At 67.2% G+C, this 25,194-nt stretch carries 21 protein-coding genes; 10 read left to right on the top strand and 11 right to left on the bottom strand.

Annotated elements, in window-relative coordinates; all coding sequences use genetic code 11:
• The first annotated feature begins 25 nt into the window (after positions 1 to 25).
• On the top strand, positions 26 to 298 hold the full coding sequence (locus P1K32_RS04080; protein WP_276251439.1) for a HalOD1 output domain-containing protein: 273 nt from the start codon (positions 26 to 28) through the stop codon (positions 296 to 298).
• A gap of 33 nt (positions 299 to 331) precedes the next feature.
• Here the strand turns inward: P1K32_RS04080 and P1K32_RS04075 are convergent, their stop codons facing one another.
• The 3 genes from P1K32_RS04075 to P1K32_RS04065 all read right to left on the bottom strand — a co-directional run bounded on the left by P1K32_RS04075 (position 332) and on the right by P1K32_RS04065 (position 2,521).
• Positions 332 to 1,603 (bottom strand): DUF7405 family protein, encoded by a 1,272-nt coding sequence (locus P1K32_RS04075; protein WP_276251438.1) that lies wholly within the window; start codon positions 1,601 to 1,603, stop codon positions 332 to 334.
• Between the two features lie 79 nt (positions 1,604 to 1,682).
• A complete protein-coding gene (locus tag P1K32_RS04070; protein ID WP_276251437.1) occupies positions 1,683 to 2,195 on the bottom strand; it encodes a winged helix-turn-helix transcriptional regulator in 513 nt (170 codons plus the stop codon).
• Positions 2,192 to 2,521, bottom strand: coding sequence for a DUF7471 family protein (locus P1K32_RS04065; RefSeq protein WP_379690811.1), 330 nt, complete (start codon positions 2,519 to 2,521; stop codon positions 2,192 to 2,194). The genes P1K32_RS04070 and P1K32_RS04065 overlap by 4 nt, the downstream gene beginning before the upstream one ends.
• Before the next feature lie 84 nt (positions 2,522 to 2,605).
• On the opposite strand from P1K32_RS04065, the gene P1K32_RS04060 reads away from it, so the two are divergent.
• The 5 genes from P1K32_RS04060 (at position 2,606) to P1K32_RS04040 (ending at position 11,240) form a co-directional block, all read left to right on the top strand.
• Positions 2,606 to 3,331 carry a hypothetical protein gene (locus P1K32_RS04060; RefSeq protein WP_276251435.1) on the top strand — a complete coding sequence of 242 codons (726 nt, stop codon included), beginning with the start codon at positions 2,606 to 2,608 and terminating at the stop codon, positions 3,329 to 3,331.
• Positions 3,332 to 3,379: 48 nt separating this feature from the next.
• On the top strand, positions 3,380 to 4,834 hold the full coding sequence (gene proS, locus P1K32_RS04055; protein ID WP_276251434.1) for a proline--tRNA ligase: 1,455 nt from the start codon (positions 3,380 to 3,382) through the stop codon (positions 4,832 to 4,834).
• Between the two features lie 585 nt (positions 4,835 to 5,419).
• The gene (locus P1K32_RS04050) at positions 5,420 to 5,836 is read left to right on the top strand and encodes a CBS domain-containing protein (RefSeq protein ID WP_276251433.1); all 417 of its coding nucleotides are present in this window, start codon (positions 5,420 to 5,422) and stop codon (positions 5,834 to 5,836) included.
• Between the two features lie 184 nt (positions 5,837 to 6,020).
• Positions 6,021 to 10,571 (top strand): glutamate synthase large subunit, encoded by a 4,551-nt coding sequence (gene gltB, locus P1K32_RS04045; protein WP_276251432.1) that lies wholly within the window; start codon positions 6,021 to 6,023, stop codon positions 10,569 to 10,571.
• Positions 10,572 to 10,643: 72 nt separating this feature from the next.
• Positions 10,644 to 11,240, top strand: coding sequence for a hypothetical protein (locus tag P1K32_RS04040; RefSeq protein WP_276251431.1), 597 nt, complete (start codon positions 10,644 to 10,646; stop codon positions 11,238 to 11,240).
• Positions 11,241 to 11,244: 4 nt separating this feature from the next.
• Here P1K32_RS04040 and P1K32_RS04035 read toward each other — a convergent pair whose 3' ends face one another.
• Positions 11,245 to 12,420 carry a Cdc6/Cdc18 family protein gene (locus P1K32_RS04035; protein ID WP_276251430.1) on the bottom strand — a complete coding sequence of 392 codons (1,176 nt, stop codon included), beginning with the start codon at positions 12,418 to 12,420 and terminating at the stop codon, positions 11,245 to 11,247.
• A gap of 23 nt (positions 12,421 to 12,443) precedes the next feature.
• The gene (locus tag P1K32_RS04030; RefSeq protein ID WP_276251429.1) at positions 12,444 to 13,535 is read right to left on the bottom strand and encodes a DUF7973 family transport facilitator; all 1,092 of its coding nucleotides are present in this window, start codon (positions 13,533 to 13,535) and stop codon (positions 12,444 to 12,446) included.
• 485 nt (positions 13,536 to 14,020) lie between these two features.
• Here P1K32_RS04030 and P1K32_RS04025 point away from each other — a divergent pair, with 485 nt between their 5' ends.
• A complete protein-coding gene (locus P1K32_RS04025) occupies positions 14,021 to 15,079 on the top strand; it encodes an NAD(P)-dependent glycerol-1-phosphate dehydrogenase (RefSeq protein ID WP_276251428.1) in 1,059 nt (352 codons plus the stop codon).
• Positions 15,080 to 15,100: 21 nt separating this feature from the next.
• Here P1K32_RS04025 and P1K32_RS04020 read toward each other — a convergent pair whose 3' ends face one another.
• Both P1K32_RS04020 and P1K32_RS04015 read right to left on the bottom strand, forming a co-directional pair.
• Positions 15,101 to 15,586: an NUDIX domain-containing protein gene (locus P1K32_RS04020; protein WP_276251427.1), complete on the bottom strand. Its 486-nt coding sequence runs from the start codon at positions 15,584 to 15,586 to the stop codon at positions 15,101 to 15,103.
• 105 nt (positions 15,587 to 15,691) lie between these two features.
• Positions 15,692 to 17,485, bottom strand: a complete 1,794-nt coding sequence (locus P1K32_RS04015) for a S9 family peptidase (protein ID WP_276251426.1) — start codon at positions 17,483 to 17,485, stop codon at positions 15,692 to 15,694.
• A 178-nt stretch (positions 17,486 to 17,663) separates the two neighbouring features.
• Here P1K32_RS04015 and P1K32_RS04010 point away from each other — a divergent pair, with 178 nt between their 5' ends.
• A complete protein-coding gene (locus P1K32_RS04010; RefSeq protein ID WP_276251425.1) occupies positions 17,664 to 18,713 on the top strand; it encodes a glycosyltransferase family 4 protein in 1,050 nt (349 codons plus the stop codon).
• Position 18,714: 1 nt separating this feature from the next.
• Here P1K32_RS04010 and P1K32_RS04005 read toward each other — a convergent pair whose 3' ends face one another.
• Complete coding sequence (locus P1K32_RS04005) at positions 18,715 to 18,891, bottom strand: hypothetical protein (RefSeq protein ID WP_276251424.1); 177 nt, start codon at positions 18,889 to 18,891, stop codon at positions 18,715 to 18,717.
• Positions 18,892 to 18,992: 101 nt separating this feature from the next.
• On the opposite strand from P1K32_RS04005, the gene P1K32_RS04000 reads away from it, so the two are divergent.
• On the top strand, positions 18,993 to 20,840 hold the full coding sequence (locus tag P1K32_RS04000; protein ID WP_276251423.1) for a DEAD/DEAH box helicase: 1,848 nt from the start codon (positions 18,993 to 18,995) through the stop codon (positions 20,838 to 20,840).
• Positions 20,841 to 20,910: 70 nt separating this feature from the next.
• A complete protein-coding gene (locus P1K32_RS03995) occupies positions 20,911 to 21,321 on the top strand; it encodes a DsrE family protein (RefSeq protein WP_276251422.1) in 411 nt (136 codons plus the stop codon).
• A gap of 8 nt (positions 21,322 to 21,329) precedes the next feature.
• On the opposite strand, the gene folP is transcribed toward P1K32_RS03995, so the two are convergent.
• The 3 genes from folP to P1K32_RS03980 form a co-directional block, all read right to left on the bottom strand.
• Positions 21,330 to 23,789, bottom strand: a complete 2,460-nt coding sequence (gene folP / locus P1K32_RS03990; RefSeq protein ID WP_276251421.1) for a dihydropteroate synthase — start codon at positions 23,787 to 23,789, stop codon at positions 21,330 to 21,332.
• Positions 23,790 to 23,883: 94 nt separating this feature from the next.
• Positions 23,884 to 24,618 carry a hypothetical protein gene (locus P1K32_RS03985; RefSeq protein ID WP_276251420.1) on the bottom strand — a complete coding sequence of 245 codons (735 nt, stop codon included), beginning with the start codon at positions 24,616 to 24,618 and terminating at the stop codon, positions 23,884 to 23,886.
• A 46-nt stretch (positions 24,619 to 24,664) separates the two neighbouring features.
• Positions 24,665 to 25,177 (bottom strand): hypothetical protein, encoded by a 513-nt coding sequence (locus P1K32_RS03980; protein ID WP_276251419.1) that lies wholly within the window; start codon positions 25,175 to 25,177, stop codon positions 24,665 to 24,667.
• Between the last annotated feature and the right edge of the window lie 17 nt (positions 25,178 to 25,194).

Genomic DNA, 25,194 nt, shown 5'->3' with positions numbered 1-25,194 from the left:
GGTACTGAGGGGGGTGAGAGTAATAATGGAACACACGAGGAATCCAGACACGTCGATGACTGTCGCGGTAGTCGAGGCGGTGAGTTCCGTCGAGAACTGCGAGCCCACTGCCCTGCCACCACTCTATCGCGTCGTTGACACTGACGCGCTGGACGCGCTCTTCGCGACCGGACCCGGCGCGGGCGGCGACCGCGGCTGTGCCGTCTCGTTCGCGTTCAGTGACTCACACGTGACCATCGAGAACGGCGAGCGAATCGTCGTCGAGTCGGCGACGGAAACGGCTGTCGCATCGAACTGAGCGGTCCGGGACGACACAGTACGACACCAGTACCTACTGGGCGGGGTCTGCCGGCGGCAGCGCCCGCAGGTCACGGGGCGGCAGGAGGTAATTCCCGCGACGCTCGACGCGCATGTACTGGAGGATGCCGTTGTTGACGCGCTGGCCGACCGCGGACTCGTCTGCCACGTCGGTGCCGTTCGTCATCGACTTCGTGGCGACGAAATCGGCGATGGCCCGTTGCAGGGAGAGAAAGTGGACCCGCGCCTCGCCGCCGTCGGTCGAGTCGAAGTCCCGCCGGAGGATAATTGGGGTGTCGCTGTCGTCGCGGGCGCGGGCGGCCTTCTCCGCGTGACCGGCGACGCCTTCGGTCCGGCTGTTCTCGACGACGTCGTCGGCACACGACCCGACGCCGCTGTCGGTACCGAGGTTTTCGCCGACGCCCTCGACATTCTCCTCGTCGGCGTGGGCCGGGCAGAACATCTTCGAGACGCGTTGGTCCCGGGAGTCTTGCTCGTACCACTGCTGGAGCTGCAGCCGGATTTGCGAGAGGTGCTGGGTCGTCCCGCCGGCGAAGGGCCCCGACTCGACGGTGACACGGTCCTCGCTGGCCTGGTTCTCCTTGAAGCCGGACTTGAAGCCCATGAACAGGGGGGCGTCCTCGGGGACCGGCTCGGAGTCCGGAACCCCGTCGACGTCCTGATTCTCGGCGGGGAGGCCGGCGCCGACGAAGCCGGTGCGGCGGTCCCGTTCGCTGAAGACGCCGGAAAACGAGGCCGCCATCTCCCGGTCGTTGACTGACTCCTGCTTGCCCTTCAGCGCCTCCTCGGCGGCCAGCACGACCTGCTCGTGGTCGCTCGCGAGATGGAGGATGGCGTCGGGCGTGTCGAACTCGGGGTCCTCGAAGGGGGCAAGCGCCGACGGTTCGGGGAGGTCGACCCCGACCGGTTCGGCCTCGAAGCGGTCGAAATACGCCGGGCTGTAGCCCAGCGTGAACTGGAGCCCGTCGGCCCCCCAGGCGTAAGCACGCTCCAGGGACTGCAGGGCGTCGGTGACCTGCTGTCGGTCCCCGCTGGTGGGTGTCCCGTCGCGCTCGTAGTCGAGCAAGAGTAAGACGTGGTGGCGCCCCAGTCGGTGATTCCCGGCGTCGTCCGTGGGTAACCCCCCGTCCCAGGCGTGCTGTCGGGCCGGCAGGGTCGCCGGGTCGGTCCCCGAGGGGACGTCGGGCGACCCGAACCGGTCGAGACAGGCCGCGAGTGCGGACGCGCCGCCGATGGCGACGGCGCTCTTGGCGAAATCGCGTCTGGAGATGCCACGGTCACTCATCGGCCCCGGCTAGGGACTCACTGCACTATTCGTTTCTGGTACGCCGGGCGAACGCAGCGTCGCTACCCCCGCCCGCTCGCTAGTCCCGCTCCGACGACTCCAGCAGCCCGTCGACCAGCCGCTCGAAACGGTCGGTCAGCCGCCCGGCGAGGCTCGGCTCGACTGTCCCGAGCAGCGCCACCGTCTCCTCGGGCCGCGACAGCGAGAGGGTCACCCGGTTCCCGTCGCGTTGCTTCCGGACGACATCGCCCGCGACCAGCCCGTCGAGGTGGTGTTCCAGCGTGCTCCGGGCGATACCGACCCGGTCGGCGACGGCGTCTGGTCGGGCCTCGCCGGCGTCGTACAGCGTCGCAACGATGTCCCGGGCCGTCTCCCGGCGGAGCAACGCCAGCGCGGTCCGCTCCCATGCGTCGTACCCCGGCGGGTAGTAGTGGGTCCGGCCCTTGACCCGCTCGACGCGCACGTCCTCCAGGCGGCCCAGATGGTACTGGACCTGCCCCGTCGCCAGTTCCAGCCCGCGCGTCAGCGCCCGGAAGTGGATGCCGGGTTCGCGCTCGATCTCTCGGCGGATGCGCGCCCGTGTCTCGCTCATCGCCGCACCTCCCGGCGCCCGTCGGTCGCGCGGGCGTCGTAGACCGCGCCCAGCACCAGCAGGACGACGACGGCGTCGGCGCCGTGTTCCAGCGTGTGGTGGGTCGCGGGGCTGACGGCACCGACCATCGCCAGTCCGCCAAGCACCGGCTGTGCGACCAGTCCGACGAGCGCCAGCGCGACCAGCAGGTAGGCGCGCGACCCCCGGCGTCGGTAGGCCGTCAGGCCCGCCAGACAGAGTGCCGCCGTGGCCAGCGCCGAGGCCCCGAGCACGATCGTGAAGTCGACGTGAAACGCGCCCCAGTGGCCGCCGACGTGACCCGGCACATTCATGGTCGGATTAGGGGTCGAACCCACCTGAGTCGTTCGGTTCGTGGGGAGTTTTTTACGGCCGCCCTTCGAGCGATGGGTATGGACAGCATCGGGTTCGTCTGCGACCCGGACCACCCGCTGTTAGGCCCGGTCGCCGAGCGGCTTGCCGCGCGTGGGTTCGAGGTGACGCTCCACCGCCCGACTGACCCGGTTACCCCGTCGGCGGTCGACGAGTTGTCGGCGCTCGTGGCCGGCGAGCGGCACCCGACTGCACTCGCCGCGCTGCAGTATGCCGACGCGAACGGCGTCCAGACGTGGAACGGCTTCGGTGCGACGGTGGCGCTGTCGGCCCGGCTGGTCACGCTTCAGGCGCTCGACGCGGTCGGCAGTCGGGTCCCCGAGGTCAGGTTCGACGGCCCCGCGGACGGCTACGCGCCCGGCCGGCGGTACGCCTGGGAGGGGCCGGTCACCCTCGACGCGCGGGCCCCGTTCTACGTCAGGCAGGTGGGTACCGAACCGGTCGACCACCGCTACTACGCGGTCGACGACGGTCGAGAGACGCATATGCGCGCCGTCGAGGTACGGACCGAGCTGGCAGACGACGACGCCGTGCTCCAGCGGACGGACGTCGACGTGTCGCTTGCGGCGTCCGTTCGGGAACTGCTCGACCGGTTCGACGCCCGCGCCGTCGCCGTCGACTTCACCCGGGGCGAAGACGGTGCGTTCTACGCGATACGGGCGACGCCGACGCCGACGTTCACCGGCACCGGGATGGACCGTCGGGTCGCCGACTCCATCGCGTCCCTGACCACTATCGGGGCCTGACGCGACCCCTTCGGGGAGTTTATGTGCTGTGTGGGCCACCCTCCGATAATGAGTGGCGAGCAGGAACTCGGTATCACGGAGAGCAAGGAGCATTCACCCGGCGAGTGGTACGCCGAGGTCGTCCAGAAGGCCGGCCTCGCGGACTACGCCCCCATGGGCGGCTTTATCGTCACGAAACCGCGCGGCTACGCGGTCTGGGAGCGCATCCAGAACCATCTGGACGGCTGGTTCAAAGAGACCGGCGTCCAGAACAGCTACTTCCCGATGTTCATCCCCGAGAGCTTCCTCGAACGGGAGAAAGACATCGTCGAAGGGTTCGACCCGGAGGTCGCGTGGGTCACTCACGGCGGCCACGACGAACTGGAGGAACGGCTCGCAGTACGCCCGACCAGCGAGTCCATCATCGCGCCGTTCATGGCCGACTGGACCCGCTCGCACCGTGACCTCCCGCTGCGGCTGAACCAGTGGTGTTCGGTCGTCCGGTGGGAGGCCACCGAGACGAAGCCGTTCTTCCGTACCAAGGAGTTCCTCTGGCAAGAGGGACACACCGCCCACGAAGACGAGGACGGCGCGTGGGACGAGACGATGACCCGTCTCGAACAGTACAAGCGCCTCTACGAGGAGGTCATGGCGATGCCCGTGATGGAGGGGCGCAAGCCCGAGCACGACAAGTTCCCCGGCGCCCACACGACGACGACTGTCGAGGCGCTGATGCCCGACGGCAAGTCCGTCCAGGGCGGGACCTCCCACTATCTGGGCACCTCCTTCGCCGAGGCGTTCGACATCACCTACGCCGACGAGAACGAGGAGGACAACGTCGCCCACACGACCTCCTGGGGCCTGTCCTGGCGCGCGATGGGCGCGCTCATCATGACCCACTCCGACGACCAGGGGCTCGTCCTGCCGCCTGCCGTCGCGCCGACACAGGTGGTCATCGTCCCCATTTGGCAGGAAGACACCAAAGCGGAGGTCCAGGAATACGCCGCCGACCTCGCCGTTTCCCTCGAGGACGCGGGTGTCCGCGTCGAACTCGACGACCGCGACCACTACAACCCCGGCTTCAAGTACAACGAACACGAGCTCAACGGCGTTCCCCTGCGCATCGAGGTCGGGCCCCACGAGGTCGAAGACGACGAGGCGACGCTGGTCCACCGCCCCGACGGCGAGAGCGAGACCGTCGACCGCGAGGATATCGGCGACACCGTTTCAGAGCACCTCGACACCGTCCACGCCAAACTGTACGCCAGCGCCGAGGAGACGCTGGAAGGCGAAATCCGCGAGGCCGACTCCCGCGAGGAGATTCTGGGTACCATCGGCCAGCACGGCGGCTACGTCAAGTGTGGCTGGTGTGGCGACGAGGACTGTGAAGACCCCATCAAGGAGGCCATCGCCGCCGAAATCGTGATGGTTCCCCTTTCCCGCGACGAGGAGCCGGTCCACGACGAGTGTGCTATCTGCGGTGAGGACGCAGAAAAGACCGCCTACTTCGCGAAGAGCTACTGAGCGAGCACACGGCGGCGAAGCCGCCGTGTCACCGTCAGCGCAACGCTCTGCCGAGCCTGCCGTCGCCTTCCTCCGGCAAAATTCAAACTCGCCGCAGAGCTGCGAATTCGGCCTGTGTCATGGAGGATTAAAAGGTGTTTAAGACTGAATATCGTTCCACGCAGCGTCGAGTATCCCGGTGACGTCCCCGTCGGTAAACGGGTCGGCTGCGTCGCTGGCGTCCGCGTCCTGACTGGTGTGAGTTTCGTCCCCTGACATTTGAACTCCTGTAGATACGCGGTAGTACTACTTCACCACACCTGTAACCGTGCTAGCACTCTCAGACTGTGAAAACGCCCGCCGAAGGATAGGATGGGGCTTAGGGAGCGTGTGACTTTCTCCATGCCCCCATGGATGAGTCTCTCGTCACCATATATAAATCGGCGTCAGACTCGAGGCTGACAACCGGCAGACAGCGGCGCTTTTGTTCCCACGAGTGACACATCTCTGCGACCACCCCCACGCCGGTGCGTATCGGCCGTCTCCAGCGGTCGCGTGGGCACTGCTAACAACAAGTTTATTGAGACGTGTATGTGAGTAAAGACCATGGATGATATATTTGTTGGAAGCCTGATGACTTCGCCCGTGACCACCGTCTCGGCGGACACGCCGGCGAAGGACGCAGCCGCACTGATGCTCGAGGAGGGAATCAGCTCTGCCGTCGTCGTCGACGAGGACAACCAGCTCGCTGGCATCCTCACTTCCACCGACTTCGTCGCCATCGCGGCCGACGACGAGTCTGCGGCGGCCTTCTCCGTTGCCGACCACATGACGACCGACGTCGTGACGACCACGGTTCAGGCCACCATCGAGGATGTCGCCGACCTGCTCATCGAACACGGTATCCACCACGTCCCCGTCGTCGACGACGCGGCGGGCGTCGTGGGGATGGTGACGACGACGGACCTGACGGCGTATCTCGCGGGGGCCGTAGACTCAGAGTCCCCCCGCGCGTGGACCTGAATCGGCGGTCCGGCGCGGCAAATTTGACGACAACCGACACCGCAAACGGCTAGTCACAGCTCCGGTCAATCGCCTTACAGGGCGCTTGATTATGGATAATATATATCCCCTAATGGGGGGATTAGGAACACTAGTCCCTTGATGAACATCCTCTTATGGGAGTCGCCTCTAGACACGCGCACACATGGTTGAGCGACACATCAGTGACCAGTCTGTGGGCGAGGCCGGGCTCGCAGACCCGAGTGACGAACGGTCGAACTGCGGCGTCGGGGTCGTCATGGACCTCGACGGTGAGAGCGACCACGGCACCGTCTCCGACGGGCTCGAACTGCTGGAGAATCTCGAGCACCGCGGGACCACCGGTGCCGAGAAAGGGACCGGCGACGGCGCGGGTATCATGCTCCAGATACCCCACGAGTTCTTCGCCGAGGAAATCGACGCGGACCTCCCAGAACCGGGCGCGTACGCGGTCGGCACCCTCTTTCTGCCGGACGACGACGAGGCACGCGAGGACCTGACAGCGCTCGTCGAGACGGAACTGGCCGGCGAGGGACTCGACGTGCTCGGCTGGCGTACCGTCCCGACAGACAACAGCGACCTCGGCGCCACGGCGCTGGAATCCGAGCCGGAGATCGTCCAGTTCGTCGTCACCGCCGAGGACGGCGCGACCGGCGAGGACCTGGACAACCAGCTCTACGTCGGCCGGCGCGTCCTCGAAAACACGGTCGAGGAAGAGCAGCCGCCGGGCCACGACCGTTTCTACGTTGTCTCGCTTGCCTCCGACGTCGTCGTCTACAAGGGCCTGCTCAAGGCCGAGCAACTGCCGGACTACTACCCGGACCTCTCAGATGAGCGCTTCGAGTCCACCTTCGCGATGGTCCACGCCCGCTTCTCGACGAACACGCTGGGCGCGTGGCACCTCGCACACCCCTACCGCCGTATCATCCACAACGGCGAGTTCAACACCATCCAGGGGAACATCAACTGGATGCGCGCACGCGAGACCGACATCGCGAGCGAGCGCTTCGGTGCGGACATCGAGCGGGTCAAACCCATCATCGACGACCCTTCCCAGTCCGACACCGCAAGCGTCGACAACGCCCTCGAACTGCTGCTCCAGGGCGGTCGGGACCTCCCCCACGCGCTCCGGATGCTCATCCCCGAGGCGTGGCGCGGCGAGATGAACAACGTCTCCGGCGACCGCCGGGACTTCTATGACTACCACGCCTCGCTGGTCGAGCCGTGGGACGGCCCCGCCCTCGTGGCCGCCACCGACGGCGAGCGCATCGGCGCGGTGCTGGACCGCAACGGTCTGCGCCCGTGCCGGTACGACATCCTTGAGGACAACACGCTCGTCATGTCCTCCGAGGCCGGCGCACTGGAGAACGACCCAAGCGACATCGCCGAGCGCGGCCGCCTCCAGCCGGGCCAGTGTTTCCTGGCCGACCCCGAGGAGGGCCGGGTCATCCCTGACGCCGAAGTGTTCGAGTCCATCGCCGACGACAAGTACGGCGAGTGGGTCGAGGCCGAACAGCTCCACCTCGACGACGTGGCCCCGCGTGAGGACAACACGCCACAGGACAGCGTCGGCGGCCTGCGCAGCCAGCAGGCGATGTACGGCTACACCTACGACGAGGTCGACCACCTCATCGAGCCGATGGCCGAGAAGGGGAAAGACCCTGTCGGCTCCATGGGCGACGACACCCCGCTGTCGGTGCTCTCGCAGTTCAACCGGCCCCTCTTTACCTACTTCAAGCAGCTGTTCGCACAGGTGACGAACCCGCCGCTCGACTACATCCGTGAGGAACTGGTCACCTCGCTCGAATCGCGGCTGGGCCACCAGCGCAACCTGCTCGACGAGAGTCAGGCACACGCCCGTCAGCTGGTGCTCGACTCCCCCATCCTCACCGACGAGGAGACGGAGTCCATCAAGAACTTAGACGAGAACGGTATGTCGACGACCGTCGTCGACATCACTTACGAGCGCGGCACCGACCTCCGCGAGGCCGTCGAGGACGTCCGGGCCGAGGCCTCCGCCGCCGCCCAGGAGGACGACATCATCGTCCTCTCGGACCGCGCGGCCGGCGAGGACCGCGTCCCCATCCCCTCCTTGCTCGCGGTCGGTGGCATCCACCACCACCTCGTTCGCAACGGCCTGCGAAACCACGTCGGGCTCGTCCTGGAGTCCGGCGACCCGCGTGCAGTACACCACTTCGCGACGCTCATCGGCTACGGCGCGGGCGCGGTCAACCCCTACCTCTCCTATCAGACTATCGAAGACCTCGTCGCCGGCCCCGACGGCGCGGACCTGGACAAGGCCATCGACGCCTACATCACGGCCGTCGAGGACGGCCTCCTGAAGACGATGGCTAAGATGGGTATCTCCACGGTCGAGTCCTACCAGGGCGCCCAGATCTTCGAGGCCGTGGGGCTCTCCTCGGACTTCATCGCGGAGTACTTCGAGGGGACCACCTGCCGGACTGAGGGTATCGGCCTGGCGGAAATCGAGGAAGACCTCCTGCAGCGCCACGACGTGGCCTGGAGCGAGGAAGAGCCCGAAATCCCCCGCCAGGGCGAGTACGAGTTCCGCTCGAACGGCATCCACCACCAGTGGAACCCGAACACGGTCGGCAAGATTCAACAGGCCGTCCGCATGGGCGACTACTCCATCTACAAGGAGTTCGCCGAGCTCATCAACGACCAGAACGAGCAGCTCCAGACCCTGCGTGGCCTGCTGGAGATGGACTCCGAGCGCGACTCTATCGACATCGAGGACGTCGAACCCATCGAGGATATCGTCGAGCGCTTCGAGACCGCCGCGATGTCGCTTGGCTCGCTCTCGCCGGAGATGCACGAGAACAACGCCATCGCGATGAACCGGCTGGGCGCCAACGCCAACACCGGCGAGGGCGGCGAACCGCCCGAGCGCTTCGGCACCGAAAAGGAGTGCAAGACCAAGCAGGTCGCCTCCGGTCGCTTCGGCGTCACGAGTGATTACCTCTCTGAGGCCGAGGAGATACAGATCAAGATGGCCCAGGGCTCAAAGCCCGGTGAAGGTGGCCACCTGCCCGGCAAGAAGGTCAACGAGATGATTGCCCACGTCCGCTATGCGACCCCCGGCGTCGGCCTCATCTCGCCGCCGCCGCTGCACGACATCTACTCCATCGAGGACCTGAAACAGCTCATCCACGACCTCAAGGCCGCGAACCCGGAGGCCGACATCAACGTCAAGCTGGTCGCCGAGGACGGTATCGGCACCGTCGCGGCCGGGGTCGCCAAGGCCAACGCCGACGTGGTCCACATCTCGGGCCACGACGGCGGGACCGGCGCCTCGCCGAAGACCTCTATCAAGAACGCCGGGCTCCCCTGGGAGCTCGGCGTCGCTGAGGCAAACCAGATGCTGCGCGCGACCGGCCTGCGCTCGCGCATCGAGATACACTCGGACGGCGGGATGAAGACCGGTCGCGACGTGGCCGTCGCTGCCTTGCTGGGCTCCGAGGGGTACGCCTTCGGGACCGCCTCGATGGTCACCTCGGGTTGTGTGATGGCCCGCCAGTGCCACGAGAACACCTGTCCCGTCGGCGTCGCCACCCAGAACGAGAACCTCCGCAGCCGGTTCCCGGGCGAACCCGAACACGTCATCAACTACATGACCTTCGTCGCCCAGGAGCTGCGCGAGATTATGGCCGACCTGGGCTTCGAGACGGTCGACGAGATGATTGGCAAGGCGAGCGTCCTCGAACAGCGCGACGACGTGACCCAGGAGAAAGCCAAGAAGCTCGACCTGTCCTCCGTCATCGCCGAACCCGCCGGCGACGACGGCCGGTACAAGCAACAGGAGCAGGACCACGACGTCGACGAGCAACTCGACTGGGAGCTCATCGACGCGGCAGAGGACGCCATCGAGAGCGGCGAGCCGGTCGCCATCGACACGGAAATCAACAACGTCCACCGCGCAGTCGGCGCGACGCTGTCGAACCGTATCTGTCGCGAACACGGCGGCGACGGGCTGCCCGACGACACCATCCGAGTGGACTTCGACGGCACCGCCGGCCAGTCCTTCGGTGCCTTCCTCGCACAGGGGGTCACCATGGAGCTGACCGGCACCGGCAACGACTACGTCGGCAAGGGGCTCTCCGGTGGCAAACTGATAATCAACACGCCCACCGAGGCGCCCTACGACGCCGCCGACAACATCGTCATCGGCAACGTCGCGCTGTACGGCGCGACCCAGGGCGAGGCCTACGTCAACGGCCAGGCCGGCGAACGCTTCGCGGTGCGCAACTCCGGTGTCAAGGGCGTCGTCGAGGGCGTCGGCGACCACGGCTGTGAGTACATGACCGGCGGCGCCATCGTCGTGCTGGGCGAGACGGGCAAGAACTTCGCGGCCGGTATGTCTGGCGGCGTCGCCTACGTCTACGACCCAGAAGGCACGCTCGCAGAGCAGGCAAACACCGGGATGGTCTCCATCCGCGACAGCTTAGAGGCCAAAGACCGCGGGATGATAACCCGTCTGGTCGAGAACCACGCGGCCTACACCGACTCCGAGCGCGCGAAGGAACTGCTCGAAGACTGGGACGAGGAGCTGTCGAACTTCACGATGGTGATGCCCGACGCCTACGCCGAGGTCATCAGCGACCGGGAACGTGACGACGTGCGCAACGAACCGCCCGCGGCGGCCACCCCGACGGCCGACACGACCGAGGCGGACTTTGCGGCCTCCTCGGACGACTGACACGGCGGTCCGACGCCGAAAAATTCACGCAAAACGAAGTTATTTTAATCATCTCCGTATACACGGACATCAATGGCTGAAGAGACGTCAGTGGCCGATCTGCTGGACGAGCCTCTGGAGGGTGACGAAGAGGAAGACGAACCGGGACCAGCCGAGGACTTCGCGATGAAAGCCGGAATCCCGACGGCGCTCGTGGCAGTCTATCTCCTGTTTCTGAGTCCGGTTCGAATGTTCGATCTCGCTCCGGGCGCCGGTGATCTGCTTATCATCAACGAGTCCGGGTGGACGCCGTTTGCCGGAATCGCAGTCGTGGCGCTCACCGTCGCGTTCGCGACGGGACTGTTCTATGCGGGGACCGGTCGCGAACGGTATGAGGACTACCAGTCGGAGATCGCCACTGGCACGATCATCCCGCCGGCCGTCGTCATCCTCCTCGGCTTTGCGGTCATCTTGCTGGAACCGGTGGCGAACAAGATTCTCCTCGGCAACGTCGTTGACGCAATGGGGTTTCTGGTCGTCGAGCTCATCATCGTGGGAATCCTGCTCGTCTCGTCGATCGGGCTGATAGCTGCCATGGTGTTTTTCGGTGTCTATCTCTGGATTCCGTCGTACGTCGGCTCCTTCGTCGGGACGTTCATCGGTGAGCTCTTGGACCCCGAGTCGGGGTGACCGGTCAGCTCTCCCGTTCGATATCGTACAGCCGCCGGAACACGGTCGGCGGGAACTTCGGCTCCAGTCGACTCGGCGGGCGTCCGCTCTCGCCGTCCTCGGGGGCCTGTACCCGGTCGACGATGCCGACGTCGGCCAGTTCGTATAGGTACCGCTTGATGGTGCCTTCTGCCAGGTCGGTCAGGTCGGCGACGGCGGCCGTCGCGACGGTGACGCTCTCGCGTTCGGCCGGGTCGAGGTCGACCAGTGCACGCAGGACGGTCTGTTTGTTCTCCGGGAGCGCAAAGACCCGGCCGAGCGCGACACAGTCCGGGGGGACCGCCTGGAAGGCGGCCGCGATGTCACGGTCGGTGATAGTCTGTCGGTCCGCCCGGGCGGCCCGGTCGGTCGCGACGAACAGCGCCGCGAGCGCGTCGTGGGCGTCGCCGCCGGCCCAGTCGGCGATGGTGACGGCCGCGTCCTCGTCCAGTGCGCCGCTGTCGAGCGCACTGGCGGCTCGGCGCAGGAGGAGGTCGACCAGGACGTGGTGCCGGTACGGGTCGACGCGTATCGCCGCCGCCGTGTAGTCGGTGAGCACTGTCTCCGCGGGGTCGGTCCGGCCGACGGCGAGCCAGCTGACGCTGCTTGGCAGGGCCGAAAAGCGGTCGACGAGCGCGTCGGCGGGCGCGCTCACCGGCTCGCCGACGTGGTCGACGGCCAGCAAGATGCCGGCGCCGGTCGCGTCCAGCTGTCGGTGGAGGCGCGACCGGAGAGTCTCGGTGCTGATGCCGTGGCGGGGGACGGCCTCGTCGGTGATGGCATCGAGCAGCGCGTGGAAGAAGGCGAACTCGCTGGTGTGTCGTCGCGTGTCCACGTAGACGAAACGAAGCAGCCGCGCGGGCCTGACCCGTGTCGTGGTGTAGATGTCGGTGTCCGGGTTGACAGTCTGGCGTTCGAGCTGGCTGAACAGCGCCGTTACCACAGCTGACTTGCCGGCCCCTTTCGGCCCATAGAGGTAGCCGTGTGGCGGCAGGTGTCCGTCGAACACCGGGTCGACGTGGTCGAGCATCGCTTCGAGCAGCCGGCCCCTGTCGGTCGGCTCCTCGACGTGTGTCGCCGGCGAGAGCGGCTCGTAGGCCCCGACCAGTCGGGACTCGTCGTCCTGTCGCTTTCGCCGCCGTATCATCGCTTCGATGTCCATGAGAGCGACCGCGGCGGGAGAGGTTAGACCGGCAGGGGCACCCAGCCGCTGTCCGGGAAGATACCGAGAAGCGCCAGGACAGCGATTGTAAAGGTTGTCACGACGATAGAGGCCGCCGGCGGGTCCCAGTGGGTGTCGCTGTGGGCGTAGAAGATGCGCTGGTGCACCTCGCCGGCCAGCGCACCGTAGACGCCGAAGATGGCCCCGACGACAAGCGCCAGCAAGGCGTCGGGCCCCGTCCCCAGTATCAATGCCGCCGTGCTCGCCGGGAGGGTGATGTGGTGTGTCACCGGTATCTTCTCGACGCCCAGGTTCAGGAACAGTAGCGAGGCCGCGCTGATGCCAAAGCCGAGGAAGAAGCTCTCGGTCACCAGGGCGATGTACGCACCGAGGATACCGACGGTGAGTCCGAGCAGGGCGACGCCGGACCACTTGTACTGGTGGGGGAGCCACGGCTCGACGGCGAGTCGACTCTCCTCGACGCCGCCGTCGGCCGCGACGTCGCCGCCCGCTGCCGAGGTCCGCATATCACCGCGGGCGAACGGGCTCATGTCGAAGAGGCCGTCGCCGCGGGCCTCGCCCACAAGGGGGAAGCCGAAGGCGAGTCGGTGGGCGACAGCCGAGAGCGTGACGCCCATCGCAATCGGGTCCCAGGGCAGGGCCAGCCCGCCAGAAATCTGACGGATGAACATCCCGAGGATGCCGAAGATACCGCCGACGAGGAGGATGTCCGGCTCCGTTCCGAACGCATAGAGGATATTCTTCCCCTCGTGGTAGTCGAAGCCGGTGTCCATCTTGCCCTTGCTCGCGGCGTAGGCGGTCGCCGCGGCTCCGCCGGCGAAGGCGATGTGCGGGCCGAAGACGGGGCCGAAGGCGACCAGTCCGGTGACGTTCGGGGCGACGTCGCCGGTGGGAATCCCCGCGACGGTGCCGAGCTGTGCCGTCAGGATGTTGATGGCCTCCCCGGCGATGACCATGAACCCGGTGAAGATGAAGGCCGGAAGCGCCCCGAGGGCCGCACCGAACGCGCCGCCGGCGAAGGAGGCGATGAGGAGGACGAGAAACTCCACGACACTGATGCCGAGAATCGGAACCTGGAGCACGCTCCCTACCATCGACGGTCACCTCCAGGCACGGTCGGGCCCGCTCCCGCACGGGGTCGTGCCGACCGGGTCGGCAGCGCTCGGTGGCGCGCTCCGTCTCGGTCGCCGGGGTCGTGGTGGTCGAACGCCGGTTCACCAGCAGTCAGTCGCGTGTGTTTGCCAGCCATGGTTTCGGTCGGATGAGACGGTCGGTCCCACGTCGTCTGCCACGACCGCACGCAATCGCGCGGTCGGCGCGACAAATCGTGACGACCGACCGTACGAGCGGTCGTTTATCGACGCTGCCGTTGCGTCAGTAACTAGCACGATAAAATCACATAAAACTTATCAGCATTAGTGAATTTCATGTTTACCAATATGTCTGTCCCCATCGGCTGATACTGCCGGCTGTCACACACTCAAATAATTCGCCACCCGGGGATGGCGAATATTTTCACGAACGTACAGCCGGCAGTATGAGGACAAACCGTTTTCCCACCACGGCGAGGAGTGAGAGTATGTTCGACAAATCGACGTGGATACGTCTGCCGCGAAACGTCGTGGTGGGCCACGGCGTCCTCTCGGAGACACTGGACGCCGTCGAGGAGCTCCACCTCACCGGGCGGCCGCTGGTGGTCTCCAGCCCGACACCCCACGAGGTCGCCGGCCAGCGTGTCATCGACCAGTTCGCCGACGCGGGGTACGACCCGGATCACATCATCGTCGAGGAGGCCAGCTTCGACGCCGTCCAGAAGGTCATCGCTCACGCCGAGGACGTCGACGCCGGCTTCCTGCTGGGCGTCGGCGGCGGGAAGGCCATCGACATCACGAAGATGGCCGCCGACCACATCGGCAAGGGCTTTGTCTCCGTTCCCACGGCGGCAAGCCACGACGGAATCGTCTCGGGCCGCGGGTCAGTCCCCGAGAAAGACACCCGCCACAGCGTCGCCGCCGAGCCGCCGCTTGCGGTCGTCGCGGACACGGAAGTCCTCTCGGAGGCCCCCTGGCGGCTGACGACGGCGGGCTGTGCCGATATCATCTCGAACTACACCGCCGTTCGTGACTGGGAGCTGGCCCACCGGCTCAAGAACGTCCCCTACTCCGAGTACGCCGGCGCGCTCTCCCAGATGACCGCCGAGATGCTCGTCGAGAACGCCGACTCCATCAAGCGTAACTTAGAGGAGTCGTCGTGGATTGTGGTGAAAGCGCTCGTCTCCTCGGGCGTCGCGATGTCTATCGCCGGCTCCTCCCGGCCCGCCAGCGGTGCGGAACACCTCTTTTCCCACCAGCTTGACCGTATCGCACCGGGCGCGGCGCTGCACGGCCACCAGGTCGGCGTCGGCGCCGTCATGACTGAGTACCTCCACACCGGCCCGCAGGGTCGCTGGCGCGACGTGCGCGACGCGCTCGCGGCCATCGGCGCACCAACTACGGCGGCGGACCTGGACATCGACCGCGACACTGTCATCGAGGCGCTGACGACGGCCCACGAGATTCGGGACCGCTACACGATACTGGGCGACGGGATGAGCGAAGAAGCGGCCATCGAGGCGGCGACTGTCACAGGGGTCGTCTAGCGCGGTCGTCGGAGACCGCAGCTACACGAGTTCGCCGACCGCGTCGACCTCGGCGTCCCAGCGCACCGACTCCCCGCTGGGCTCCGAGGAGTCGACGACGTCGGCCGTGAACACGACGCTCAGCCGGTACACCGTCGACGCGGACTCGTCGTCCTCGTTGCGGATGCCGTGGATATTTGCACAGACGGCGTCGGTCACCCGACAGTCCACGTCGGCGGCCTCTCTGACGATGCGCCTGACCGCTTCCCCGAGACGTTCGTCGGGTCGGGTCTGGCCGCGCGGGACCACCCACTCCCCGTCGCCCTCCCGTAACAGCACGGCGCCGTCGTCGTCTCTGACCACCGCCCGAACGTCGAGCTGCCCGTCGCGTGACCGTTCGAGCGACCGCTGGTACCGTTGTGCCCCCACCTCGAAGGTCGTCTGCGTGACCTCCGGCGTGCCGAACTCCTCCTCGAGTCGAGTCAAGCGCTCCTCGACTCGTGACCGAGAACGGCTGGCTACGTCCATGCCAGTTGGTTACCACGCATGCGTATAAACCCAGCCACTCGTTTTCTCCCTCAGAAAACGCCCTGTGGGGCGGTAGCGGCGCTGATTCGGAGATACGGTCCTTGTCTAGACGTGTTCGTCGAGGAAGTCGACGACGCGGGTGTAGGCCTCGATTCGGTTCTCCCGTTTGCTGATGCCGTGGCCCTCGTCGTCGAAGATTTTCAGCTCGACGGGGACCCCGTGGGACTCGACCTCCGCTGCGATTTGCTCGGCCTCGCCGACCGGGACCCGCGGGTCGTTCGCGCCGTGGAGGACGAAAAGCGGCGCCGTGATACGGTCGGCCCGGCTGATGGGCGAGATTGATTCGAGAAAGTCGCGGTCCTCGGCGAGCGAGCCGTACTCGGCTTCGCGCAGTTCGCGGCGCCACTCGCCCGTGTTCTCGAGGAACGTGACGAAGTTCGCGATACCGACCACGTCGACCCCGGCCGCCCAGAGGTCGGGGTACTCGGTCAGCGCCGCGAGCACCATGAACCCGCCGTAGGAGCCGCCCATCGCGACGATGCGCTCGGGGTCGGCTGCGGGGTGGTCGTGGAGCCACTCGACGCCTGCCCGCAGGTCTTTCACCGAGTCCATCCGCTTCTCCACGTCGTCGAGATGCGTGTAGGCCTTCCCGTAGCCCGTCGAGCCTCGCACGTTCGGCTCCAGGACGGCGTACCCCCGCGAGAGGAAATACTGTGTGAGGCCGGCGAAGGAGGGTCGCCGCTGGCTCTCGGGCCCGCCGTGGATGTCGACGATGACTGGTGTGTCGCCGTCCTCGCCGGCCCCGGGCGGCAGCGAGAAGAGGGCCGGAATCGACCGCCCGTCGAAGCTCTCGAACCGGACGACCTCGGGTTCGACGAAGGTCTCCCGCGGGATGCCCGCAGTCGCGGCGTGGGTCCACTGCTCGGCGTCGCCCGTGGCGGTGTCGACGACGAAGACGTTCGTGTTGACGGTGCGCCCGGTGACGCTGACGGCGAAGCGGTCAGCGTCGGGGCCCCAGGCAACGCCGCCGGCCAGCCCGCCGGGGAGGTCGGGGACGGGGAACTCACTGATACTCGTTGGCCCGACGAGCTCGCCGACGTTGAGCTGGTTGTACCCTTCGATGTTCTGCGAGTAGGCGAGCCGGCCGCTGTCCTGGTCGATAGCGACGCCGTCGATGTTCCACCCGCCGCCCTCGCGGACGACCTCGAGCTCGCCCGACAGCGAGAGCCGCGCGAGTTCGAGGGTGTCGCTCTCGGCGTCGGTCACGAGATACAGCGCGTCCCCCTCCGGACCCCAGGAGACGCTGGAATACCGCACGTCGCCTTCGTGTGGTGTCAGGTGCGTGCGTTCGCCGGACTCGATATCGAGGACGTAGACGTCCTGGTCGAAGCTCGAGTGGGCCTCGCTGATGGCCAGTTTGTCGCCCGCCGGCGAGACGCCGCTGACGGTGAACCAGCCGTCGCCCTCGTACACCAGCTCGGCCTCGTCGCCGGTCGCGTCGCGGGCCTGGACGTACACGTCGAACACCGCTTCGTCCCGGCGGTTCGAGGCGAAGGCAAAGCGGTCACCGTCGGGCCCCCAGCCGCCCCAGCGGTGTTTCGCGTCGGGCATCCCCGTCAGTTCGGTGACGGTGCCGTCGTCGTCGAGTCGGTACAGCTGCGTGCGTTCGTTGCCGCCCTCGTCCATGCCGAAGACGAGTTCAGGCCGCGTCGGCGAGTAGGAAACGAAGCCGACGGGCTCGTCGTAGAACGTTCGCTGTTCGGGCCACCCGCCGGGTTCGTCGAGCGTCCATATCTGCCCTACCCCGGTCGTGTTCAACAGGAACGCCAGCCGGCCGTCGGGCCCAATCGACGCGCCGTAGGCGCTCCGGACGTTGAGATACCGTTCGAGGTCGTACACGCTCCCTAGCAGTACTGGGGGGTGCAAAACGTTTTCCGGGGAATCGAACGGGTGGGCCCGGGAACGAGTACAACCAGAAAGAGGGCGGCGGGCTCGGTTGAACAGCTGCTGGCAGCTACTACGCCACCGGTTACTGCGATGGGGTGGGTTTTTCAGCGCCGCCGTCATCGGGTCGGATATGCGCGTCGCGGTCGTCGTCATGGAGACGAGCCACCACCGGGACACGGAGGGGCGGCGTCACCTCGAGCGGCTCGCGGAGACGCTGTCCGCGGCCGGCCACGAGGTGTCTGTCTTCTGTGCTCAGTGGTGGGGCGGCAACGCCACGCAGTTCGAGCCCGACGAGGTGAGCTATCGCGGGGTCACTGTCGAGCCCGCGGAACCCTCTTTCTGCACGCGGTTGCCGGCGCTGCTGGCGAAGTACCGCCCCGACGTGGTCCACGCCTTCCCGACGCCGTCGTCGGTGTTGCGGGCGGCCAACGCGGGCGCCAAACTCGCCCGGGCGCCGCTGGTCGTCGAGTGGTACGGCGACCACGAGGCGCCGGTGTCGGACCGGGCGATTGGCGGTGCCGACCAGTTTGTTACCCCCTCGGAGCTCGTCCAGACGCGGCTGTGGGAGGCCGGCGCCGACAGCGACCTGACGACGGTCATCCCCCAGAGCATCGACATGGAGCTCGTACGCGAGGTCGACCCGGCCGAGGAGGTCGACGTGGTGTACGCCCACCCGCTGGACGACAGCGCCAACGTCGAGTCGCTATTTTTAGGGCTGGCCGAACTCCGACAGCAGGGGTGGTCGGCGACGATAATCGGTGACGGGCCCAAACGCGAGACCTACGAGCAGGAGGCCGCCGACCTCCGCATCGACGACCGGGTGACCTTCGCCGGGGCGTGTGACCGCGAGCAGCGGCTGGCCATCTACAAGGGCGCCCACGTGTTCGTCCAGACGGCCTGGCGCGAGCACTTCGCGACGGAACTGCTGTGGGCGCTTTCCTGTGGCTGTATCGCCGTCGTCGAGTATCAGACCGAATCGAGCGCCCACGAACTTGTCGAACACCGCGACCGGGACTTCCGCGTGACGACGCCCCAGGAGATAGCCGACGCAATCGTCGAGTCCGCGGGGATGGACCACCGCACCCTCGACGAGTCCCTGGCCGAGTACGACCACGGCGCGGTCGTCGGGCAGTACGCGGACCTGTACGAGCGGCTGGTCGACGAGCACGGGCTGTTCTAACCTACCGAAGATACAGATAGAGGACAGAGAACGCAATGCCGGCCAGCCCGGCCTGCAGTACCGCTTCGAACAGCCCGCCATCGAGGAGTACCAGCTGGATTGCGCCCCAGACGATGACCCAGGCGAGGGTGTTCACGGTCGTGAAAACCCAGGGATTTCGCAGTGTCAGGTCGGGCACACCAGACCGTTGTCGAGCGACGGTGAAATCTCTCTGGGTCGGCCGCCCGGCGACGAGACCAGACGAAACCCGTTTGCCGCTCTGGCACCCAGACAGTCGTAGTGACCACTGAGGAGTCTGCAGACACCGACGACGAGCCCCTGGTCGAACTCGACGCGGTGTACGACGCTATCGACGCCGTGGGCCGCCCGCATCTGACGGCGACTGAGCTCTCCCGGAAGGCCGACCTGACGCCCGACGAGGCCAGAACGTCGCTCGAAACGCTCGCCGAGGACGGCGAGATACAGCGCCAGGACGTCTCGGGCGTCGAGTCGGTGTGGTATCCGACCGACGTGGCCGAGGTGACCGACCGCGAGCGTGTCATCCTCTTCCCGGACCGTCGCGAAGTCGTCGTCGAACACCCCGACCAGTTCACCCGCGCACAGCTCTCGCAGTTCGCCCGTCTGGGGGACAGCAACCGCTCGGGCGGCTACGTCTACGAGCTTCGCGAGGCCGACATCTGGGCCGCGCCACACGAGACCCTCGAGGACCTGCTCGCCACCATGCGGGACGTGCTGGGCGAGCGCTCCGCACATCTGGAGGAGTGGGTGACGAGCCAGTGGGAGCGGGCCCGGAAGTTCCGGCTCTACACCCACGAGGACGGCTACGTCGTCCTCGAGGCCGAGAGCGACGAGCTGATGGGCAACGTCGCTCGGCCGAAACTCGACGACGACCTGTTGCGGGCGCCCATCTCCGACTCGGAGTCCTGGGTCGACGCCGACGCCACGGCCCAGGTCAAGCGCACGCTGTACGAGGCCGGCTACCCGGTGCGTGACGACCGCGAGCTGGCCAGCGGCGAACCCCTGGAGATGGAACTGCGCCTGCGCCTTCGGGACTACCAGGCCGACTGGGTCGAGCGCTTCACCGAGCAGGGCTCGGGCGTCTTCGTCGGCCCGCCGGGATCGGGCAAGACCGTGGCGGCGATGGGTGCGATGGCCGCCGTCGGCGGGGAGACGCTGATTCTGGTGCCGTCGAGAGAATTAGCCACCCAGTGGCGCGACGAACTGGTGCGCCACACCACGCTGACAGACGACGACATCGGCGAGTACCACGGCGGCGAGAAATCTATTCGGCCGGTGACGATTGCAACGTATCGGACCGCCGGCATGGACCGTCACCGGAAGCTGTTCGACCAGCGCAAGTGGGGGCTCGTCGTCTTCGACGAGGTCCACCACGTGCCGGCGCCCATCTACCGCCGGAGCGCCGATTTGCAGACCAAACACCGGCTCGGACTCACGGCTACGCCGACCCGCGAGTCCGACGACGAGGAGGAGATTTTCACGCTCGTCGGCCCGCCTATCGGCACCGACTGGGGGAAGCTCTTCGACGAGGGGTATGTCGCCGAGCCGGAGGTCGAAATTCGGCTGGTCCCGTGGGGGAGCGACGACGAACGCACGGAGTACGCCGCCACGTCGGGCCACGACCGCCGGCAGGCTGCGGCCGGGAATACCGGGAAGATAGACGAGATACGCTACACGCTCGCCGAACATCCGGCGGCGAAGGCGCTGGTCTTCGTCGAGTATCTGGACGACGGGAAAGCCATCAGCGAGGCCATCGACGCGCCCTTCGTCAGCGGCGAGACGCGCCACGCCGAACGCGAACGACTGTTCGACGCGTTCCGCCGGGGCGAGCAGGACACGCTGGTCGTCTCACGGGTCGGCGACGAAGGTATCGACCTGCCAGACGCCGAACTCGCCGTCGTCGCGTCGGGACTCGGCGGGTCTCGACGCCAGGGCGCCCAGCGGGCCGGCCGGACGATGCGGCCCGCCGGGGACGCCCGGATGGTCGTGCTGGCGACCCGCGGGACCACAGAGGAGGACTTCGTCCGCCGGCAGATGCGCCACCTCGCCTCGAAGGGCATCCAGGTCACCGAACAGGAGGCCCACGCCGTGGAACCGAAGACGGAGTAGCGCGGTCGTGGGCAAGTCGCGCACGACCGAGGGTGGTTGATGTACTTTCGATATCAGGTTACCATACACAATGGGTGTGCTGAATACGGTACTTGGGACCGGCGAGGAGTCGGACACGGAACAGAAGTACGCGATACTGCTTGCCGCCGGGCCGGACGACGCGCCCGTCGCCAACAACGCGTTCACCTACGCGCTGGAGTTCGCCGACGCCGGCTACGAGGTCAAGATGTTCCTCGACGGGCAAGCCACGAAGTGGCCGGGGGCCTTCGCCGAGAACCCCGACCTGCCCTTCGCCCACGACTGGGAGCGGATTCGCGACCTCGGCCTGCTTGCCGGGGCCTGTGGTTACTGTGCCAACGCCTTCGACGCCACGGAGGCCTGCGAGAACTCGGGCATCGACCTCCTCAGCGACGAGATGACACACGCCCCGGCGGTGGCACGGCTGGCCGACGATGGGTACGAACTGCTCACTATCGGGTAACGCCCCCGTTACCCGTCGAACTCGTCGGGGTCGCGGGCCGCCTGCGCGACGTTGACCGCGGCCACGTTCTCGGCCACGTCGTGGACCCGTATCACGTCGGCGCCCCGCTCGGTGGCGATGGTCGTCCCCGCGATTGTCGCCTCCAGGCAGTCGCCGGGCTGCTCACCGACGAACCCGAACAGCGACTTGTGGGAGTGACCGACCAGTATCGGACAGCCAAGGGCCCGGAACTCGCCGATGCGGTCGAGCAGTTCGAAGCTCTCGGCGGGCGATTTCCCGAAGCCGATGCCGGGGTCGACGAGAATCTGCTCGCGGTCCAGCCCCGCCTTCTCGGCCAGCAGGACGCGCTCGGTCAGCTCGTCGATGACGTCGCCGACCACGTCGTCGTAGTGGATGTCGCTGTCGGGGTCGACGGGCGTGTTGATTGAGTGCATCACGACGACGGGCACGTCGTACTCGGCGGCGACCAGCCGCATCTCGGGGTCCTCGAGTCCCGACACGTCGTTGAGGATGTCCGCTCCGGCGTCGAGGGCCGCGCGGGCAACCTCGGCTTTCCGGGTGTCGACGGAGATGGCCACGTCGACGTCAGACAGCGCCTCGACGACCGGGACGACGCGGTCGATCTCCGCCGTGACCGGCACCGGGTCTGCCCCCGGTCTGGTCGACTCGCCGCCGATGTCGAGGATGTCGGCGCCGTCGGCGACCATCTGTTCGGCGCGTGCCACGGCGTCCTCGATTGCGTTGTACTCCCCGCCGTCGTGGAACGAATCCGGTGTGACGTTCAGGATGCCCATCACCGCGGGGCCGTCACTCCAGGGGTAGTCACTCGTGACAGCGGGCTGCTGGATGTCGAGTGCCTCGCGGAGTTCATCCGAAAAGGTCGAGAGGCCGTAGGGCTGGCCGTCGAGCTTGTCCGCGAGTCGTTTGAACTGGGCCATCGTCCCCATCAGCACGCAGTCGACCCGTTCCTCGTCCTGGTCGTTCAGCCCGGAGACGGCACACTCCCCGCCCAGTGACAGCAGTTCTTCCTTGAGATACTGCGCCTGGCGGGGCTGGACGCGTGTCCGGAGGACCCGATGGACGGCCTTTCCGCGCATCCGCCACGCGCCGGCTTTCGTGACGTGGGCGGCCTCGATGGTGGCTTTCGCCTCGGGAATCGAATCGACGTCTTTGGGCACCATCGCGCGGGCCCACCGGGTGCGGGCCTCGCGGACCGCGTAGAGCGACCCCGTCACGAGGACGGCGTCGCCCGGCCCGGCAGCGTCGAGGGCGATTCCCAGCGCGCCGGCCACGTCCGATCGGGTCTCGACCTCGGTGTCGGTCGCCCCGCGGAGCGCCTCGGCCAGTACGTCGGGCGACTCCGCGCGGCCCACGTTGGGTCGACAGGCGACGGCGTGGTCGGCCGCTGTGAGTTCGGCCGCGATGGCCGCGTGGTCCTTGTCGACCATCGCGCCGAGGACGACGTGGAGGTCGTCGTACTCGAAGTCGGAAAGGGTCTCCATCGTCCGTTTGAGCCCGCCCGGGTTGTGGGCGCCGTCGAGGACGACGAGCGGCGAATCGCCCATCACCTCGAACCGGCCCGGCCAGTGGGCGTTTCGCAGGCCGCGCTCGATATCTGCCTGTGAGATATCGGTCCCCGCGACATCGGCGACCTGTCGGACCAGCGTCGCGGCGATACCCGCGTTGTGGGCCTGGTGCTCGCCCAGCAGGGGCAGGTGGGTGTCGACGGCCCAGTCGGGGCCCTCGATGTCGACGGCGGCCTCCAGCCCCTCGCGCCCGCCGTAGCGTACCCGCACGTCGGGGTCGCCGTCGCTCCCGTCGCCGACGGTGACGACGTCGCCGGCCTGCTCGCGCACCGCGGCGAGTGCGCCGCCCGTCGCGCCGGTCACCAGCGGCCGGTCGACGGGCGCGACGTGGGCCTTGTCCGTCGCTATCTCCTCGACGGTGTCGCCGAGGATGTGCGTGTGTTCGAGCGTGACGCTCGTCACCGCGCTGGCGACCGGGGAAACGACGCTGGTGGCGTCGTACTTCCCGCCGATGCCGACCTCCAGGACGGCGACGTCGACGTCCTGGCGGTCGAACTCCCAGAAGGCGAAGGCAGTTAGCGTCTCGAAGAAGGTGGGCGACTCGCCGGCCGCACTCTCGCCGGTGATGTACTCGCGAGCGGTCTCGACGAACTCGACGACGGCGGCCTCAGGGACCTTGCGGCCGTTGACCCTGATTCGCTCGCGGACGTCGTCCAGATGCGGCGAGGTGTAGAGGCCGACGTCGAGGCCGGCCTCCCGGAGCGCCCGCTCGACCATCCGGGCCGTCGACCCCTTGCCGTTGGAGCCGGCTATCTGCACGCAGCTGGGTCCCGTCTGTGGGTCGCCCAGCGACGACAGCAGCGCCCGCGTGGCGTCGGTGCCGGCCCGGGAGTCGAACCGGCGCAACTCGAAGAGGAAGTTCGCGGCCTCGTGGAACTCCATGCCCGCAGTTCCGTAGCCGTCCGCTTTAGGCTGTCGGACCTACCTGTTCGCTGTTTCCCGATGACCTGGCAAAACGGGACGATACCAGTCCGTATTATCTCTCGTCGCCGGACTGCAGCCACTTCACCACCGCGCCGCTGACCGCGAGGAAGGCGGCCCCCAGCAGCGGCGCGGCGTCGACCGATTCGGTCGGGCGCGGTTCGTCGTCGGTCTCCGGCCCCGTGGAATCGTCCACCGCGGATTCATCGGTGGTCTCCGCCTCGCCGGCCGGCGCCGTGTCTCTTGGCTCCCACTCCACGTCCGAACGGTCGCCTTCGGTTCGGCCCTTTGGCTCCTGTGCTGGCTCGTCCCGTTCGTCCGGCCGCACTATCGACGGCGAGGGCTCCGTTTCGCCCGTCGAGGGCGTCGACTCGGTCCCGGACGTCGAGAGCTCGGTTTCGTCCGTCGACGGCGTCGGCCCGCCGCTGTCGAGGCCCGTCGCCGGCGGCGGCGTCTCGGACTCGCCGTCGCTGTTGCGCCGTCGATACACCCAGATACCGACGGTCGCGACGCCGAGCATGACCATCGAGACGCCCAGCCCCAACAGTCCGTAGCGCTTCACGACTGATCTCTTCTCTCCGTCGCCGATATCGGTGTCCGGTATTGGTACCTTCTCGCGGAGCCCGCCGTCGTCGTCGCCCTCGTCCGTGGCTGTCGGTTCCGTCTCCTCGTCGGCCGGCACCTCGTCGGCCTCGCGCTCGCCTCCCACCGCGATGCCCGGAACCTTGCCGAGCACGCGCGCGAGCCGTGGCGAGTCGACGTCGGCCCGGTACAGCGTGAACTTGCTCATATCTACGCTGAGGTGCGGGCGAGATAAAAACCCGCAGGCTAGCCGTTCAGGTCTCCCGCTCTTTCTCGCGCTCGGGTTCGCGGTCCCGCTCGACTTCGACCGTCGGCACACGGCGTTCTTCCTCGTCGAGCAGCTCGGAAAGTGCCGTCTCGAACTGGTGTTCCGAGAGCTCACCGTCGACGTACCGCTGTGTGAGCCTGGCGCGTCGGTCCTCGAGTGTCGGCTCGAACCGGTCGGCCAGCCCGAGCCGTCTGAGCGGTGGGACAGCGGCTTCCAGGCCGTGGAGGACGTTCGCCACGTGTCGGTTCCGCGGCAGGGACGGGGGCGCGGCGCGGCTGGCGAGCGTCGAGAGGAGGGCGGCCCCAAACACCAGTGTCAGCCCACCGAGCAGCAGGGTCCCGAGCAGGAAGGCGCCGACGGTCAGCACCAGCGACCCGCCGGTCACCAGTACGGAGACGGTGGCGAGGACGCCGACGAGGGCGACGCCGACAGTCGAGAGTCCCGAAAGCACGGTGGCGGTAAACAGGAGCCAGTGGCGGTTATCGGCGAGGAGGCTCACAGTCGACCTAGCAGATG

The sequence above is a fragment of the Haloarcula rara genome (assembly GCF_029338235.1).
Classification (GTDB): Archaea; Halobacteriota; Halobacteria; order Halobacteriales; family Haloarculaceae; genus Haloarcula; species Haloarcula rara.
This window is presented reverse-complemented; position numbering and strand designations above follow the sequence as displayed.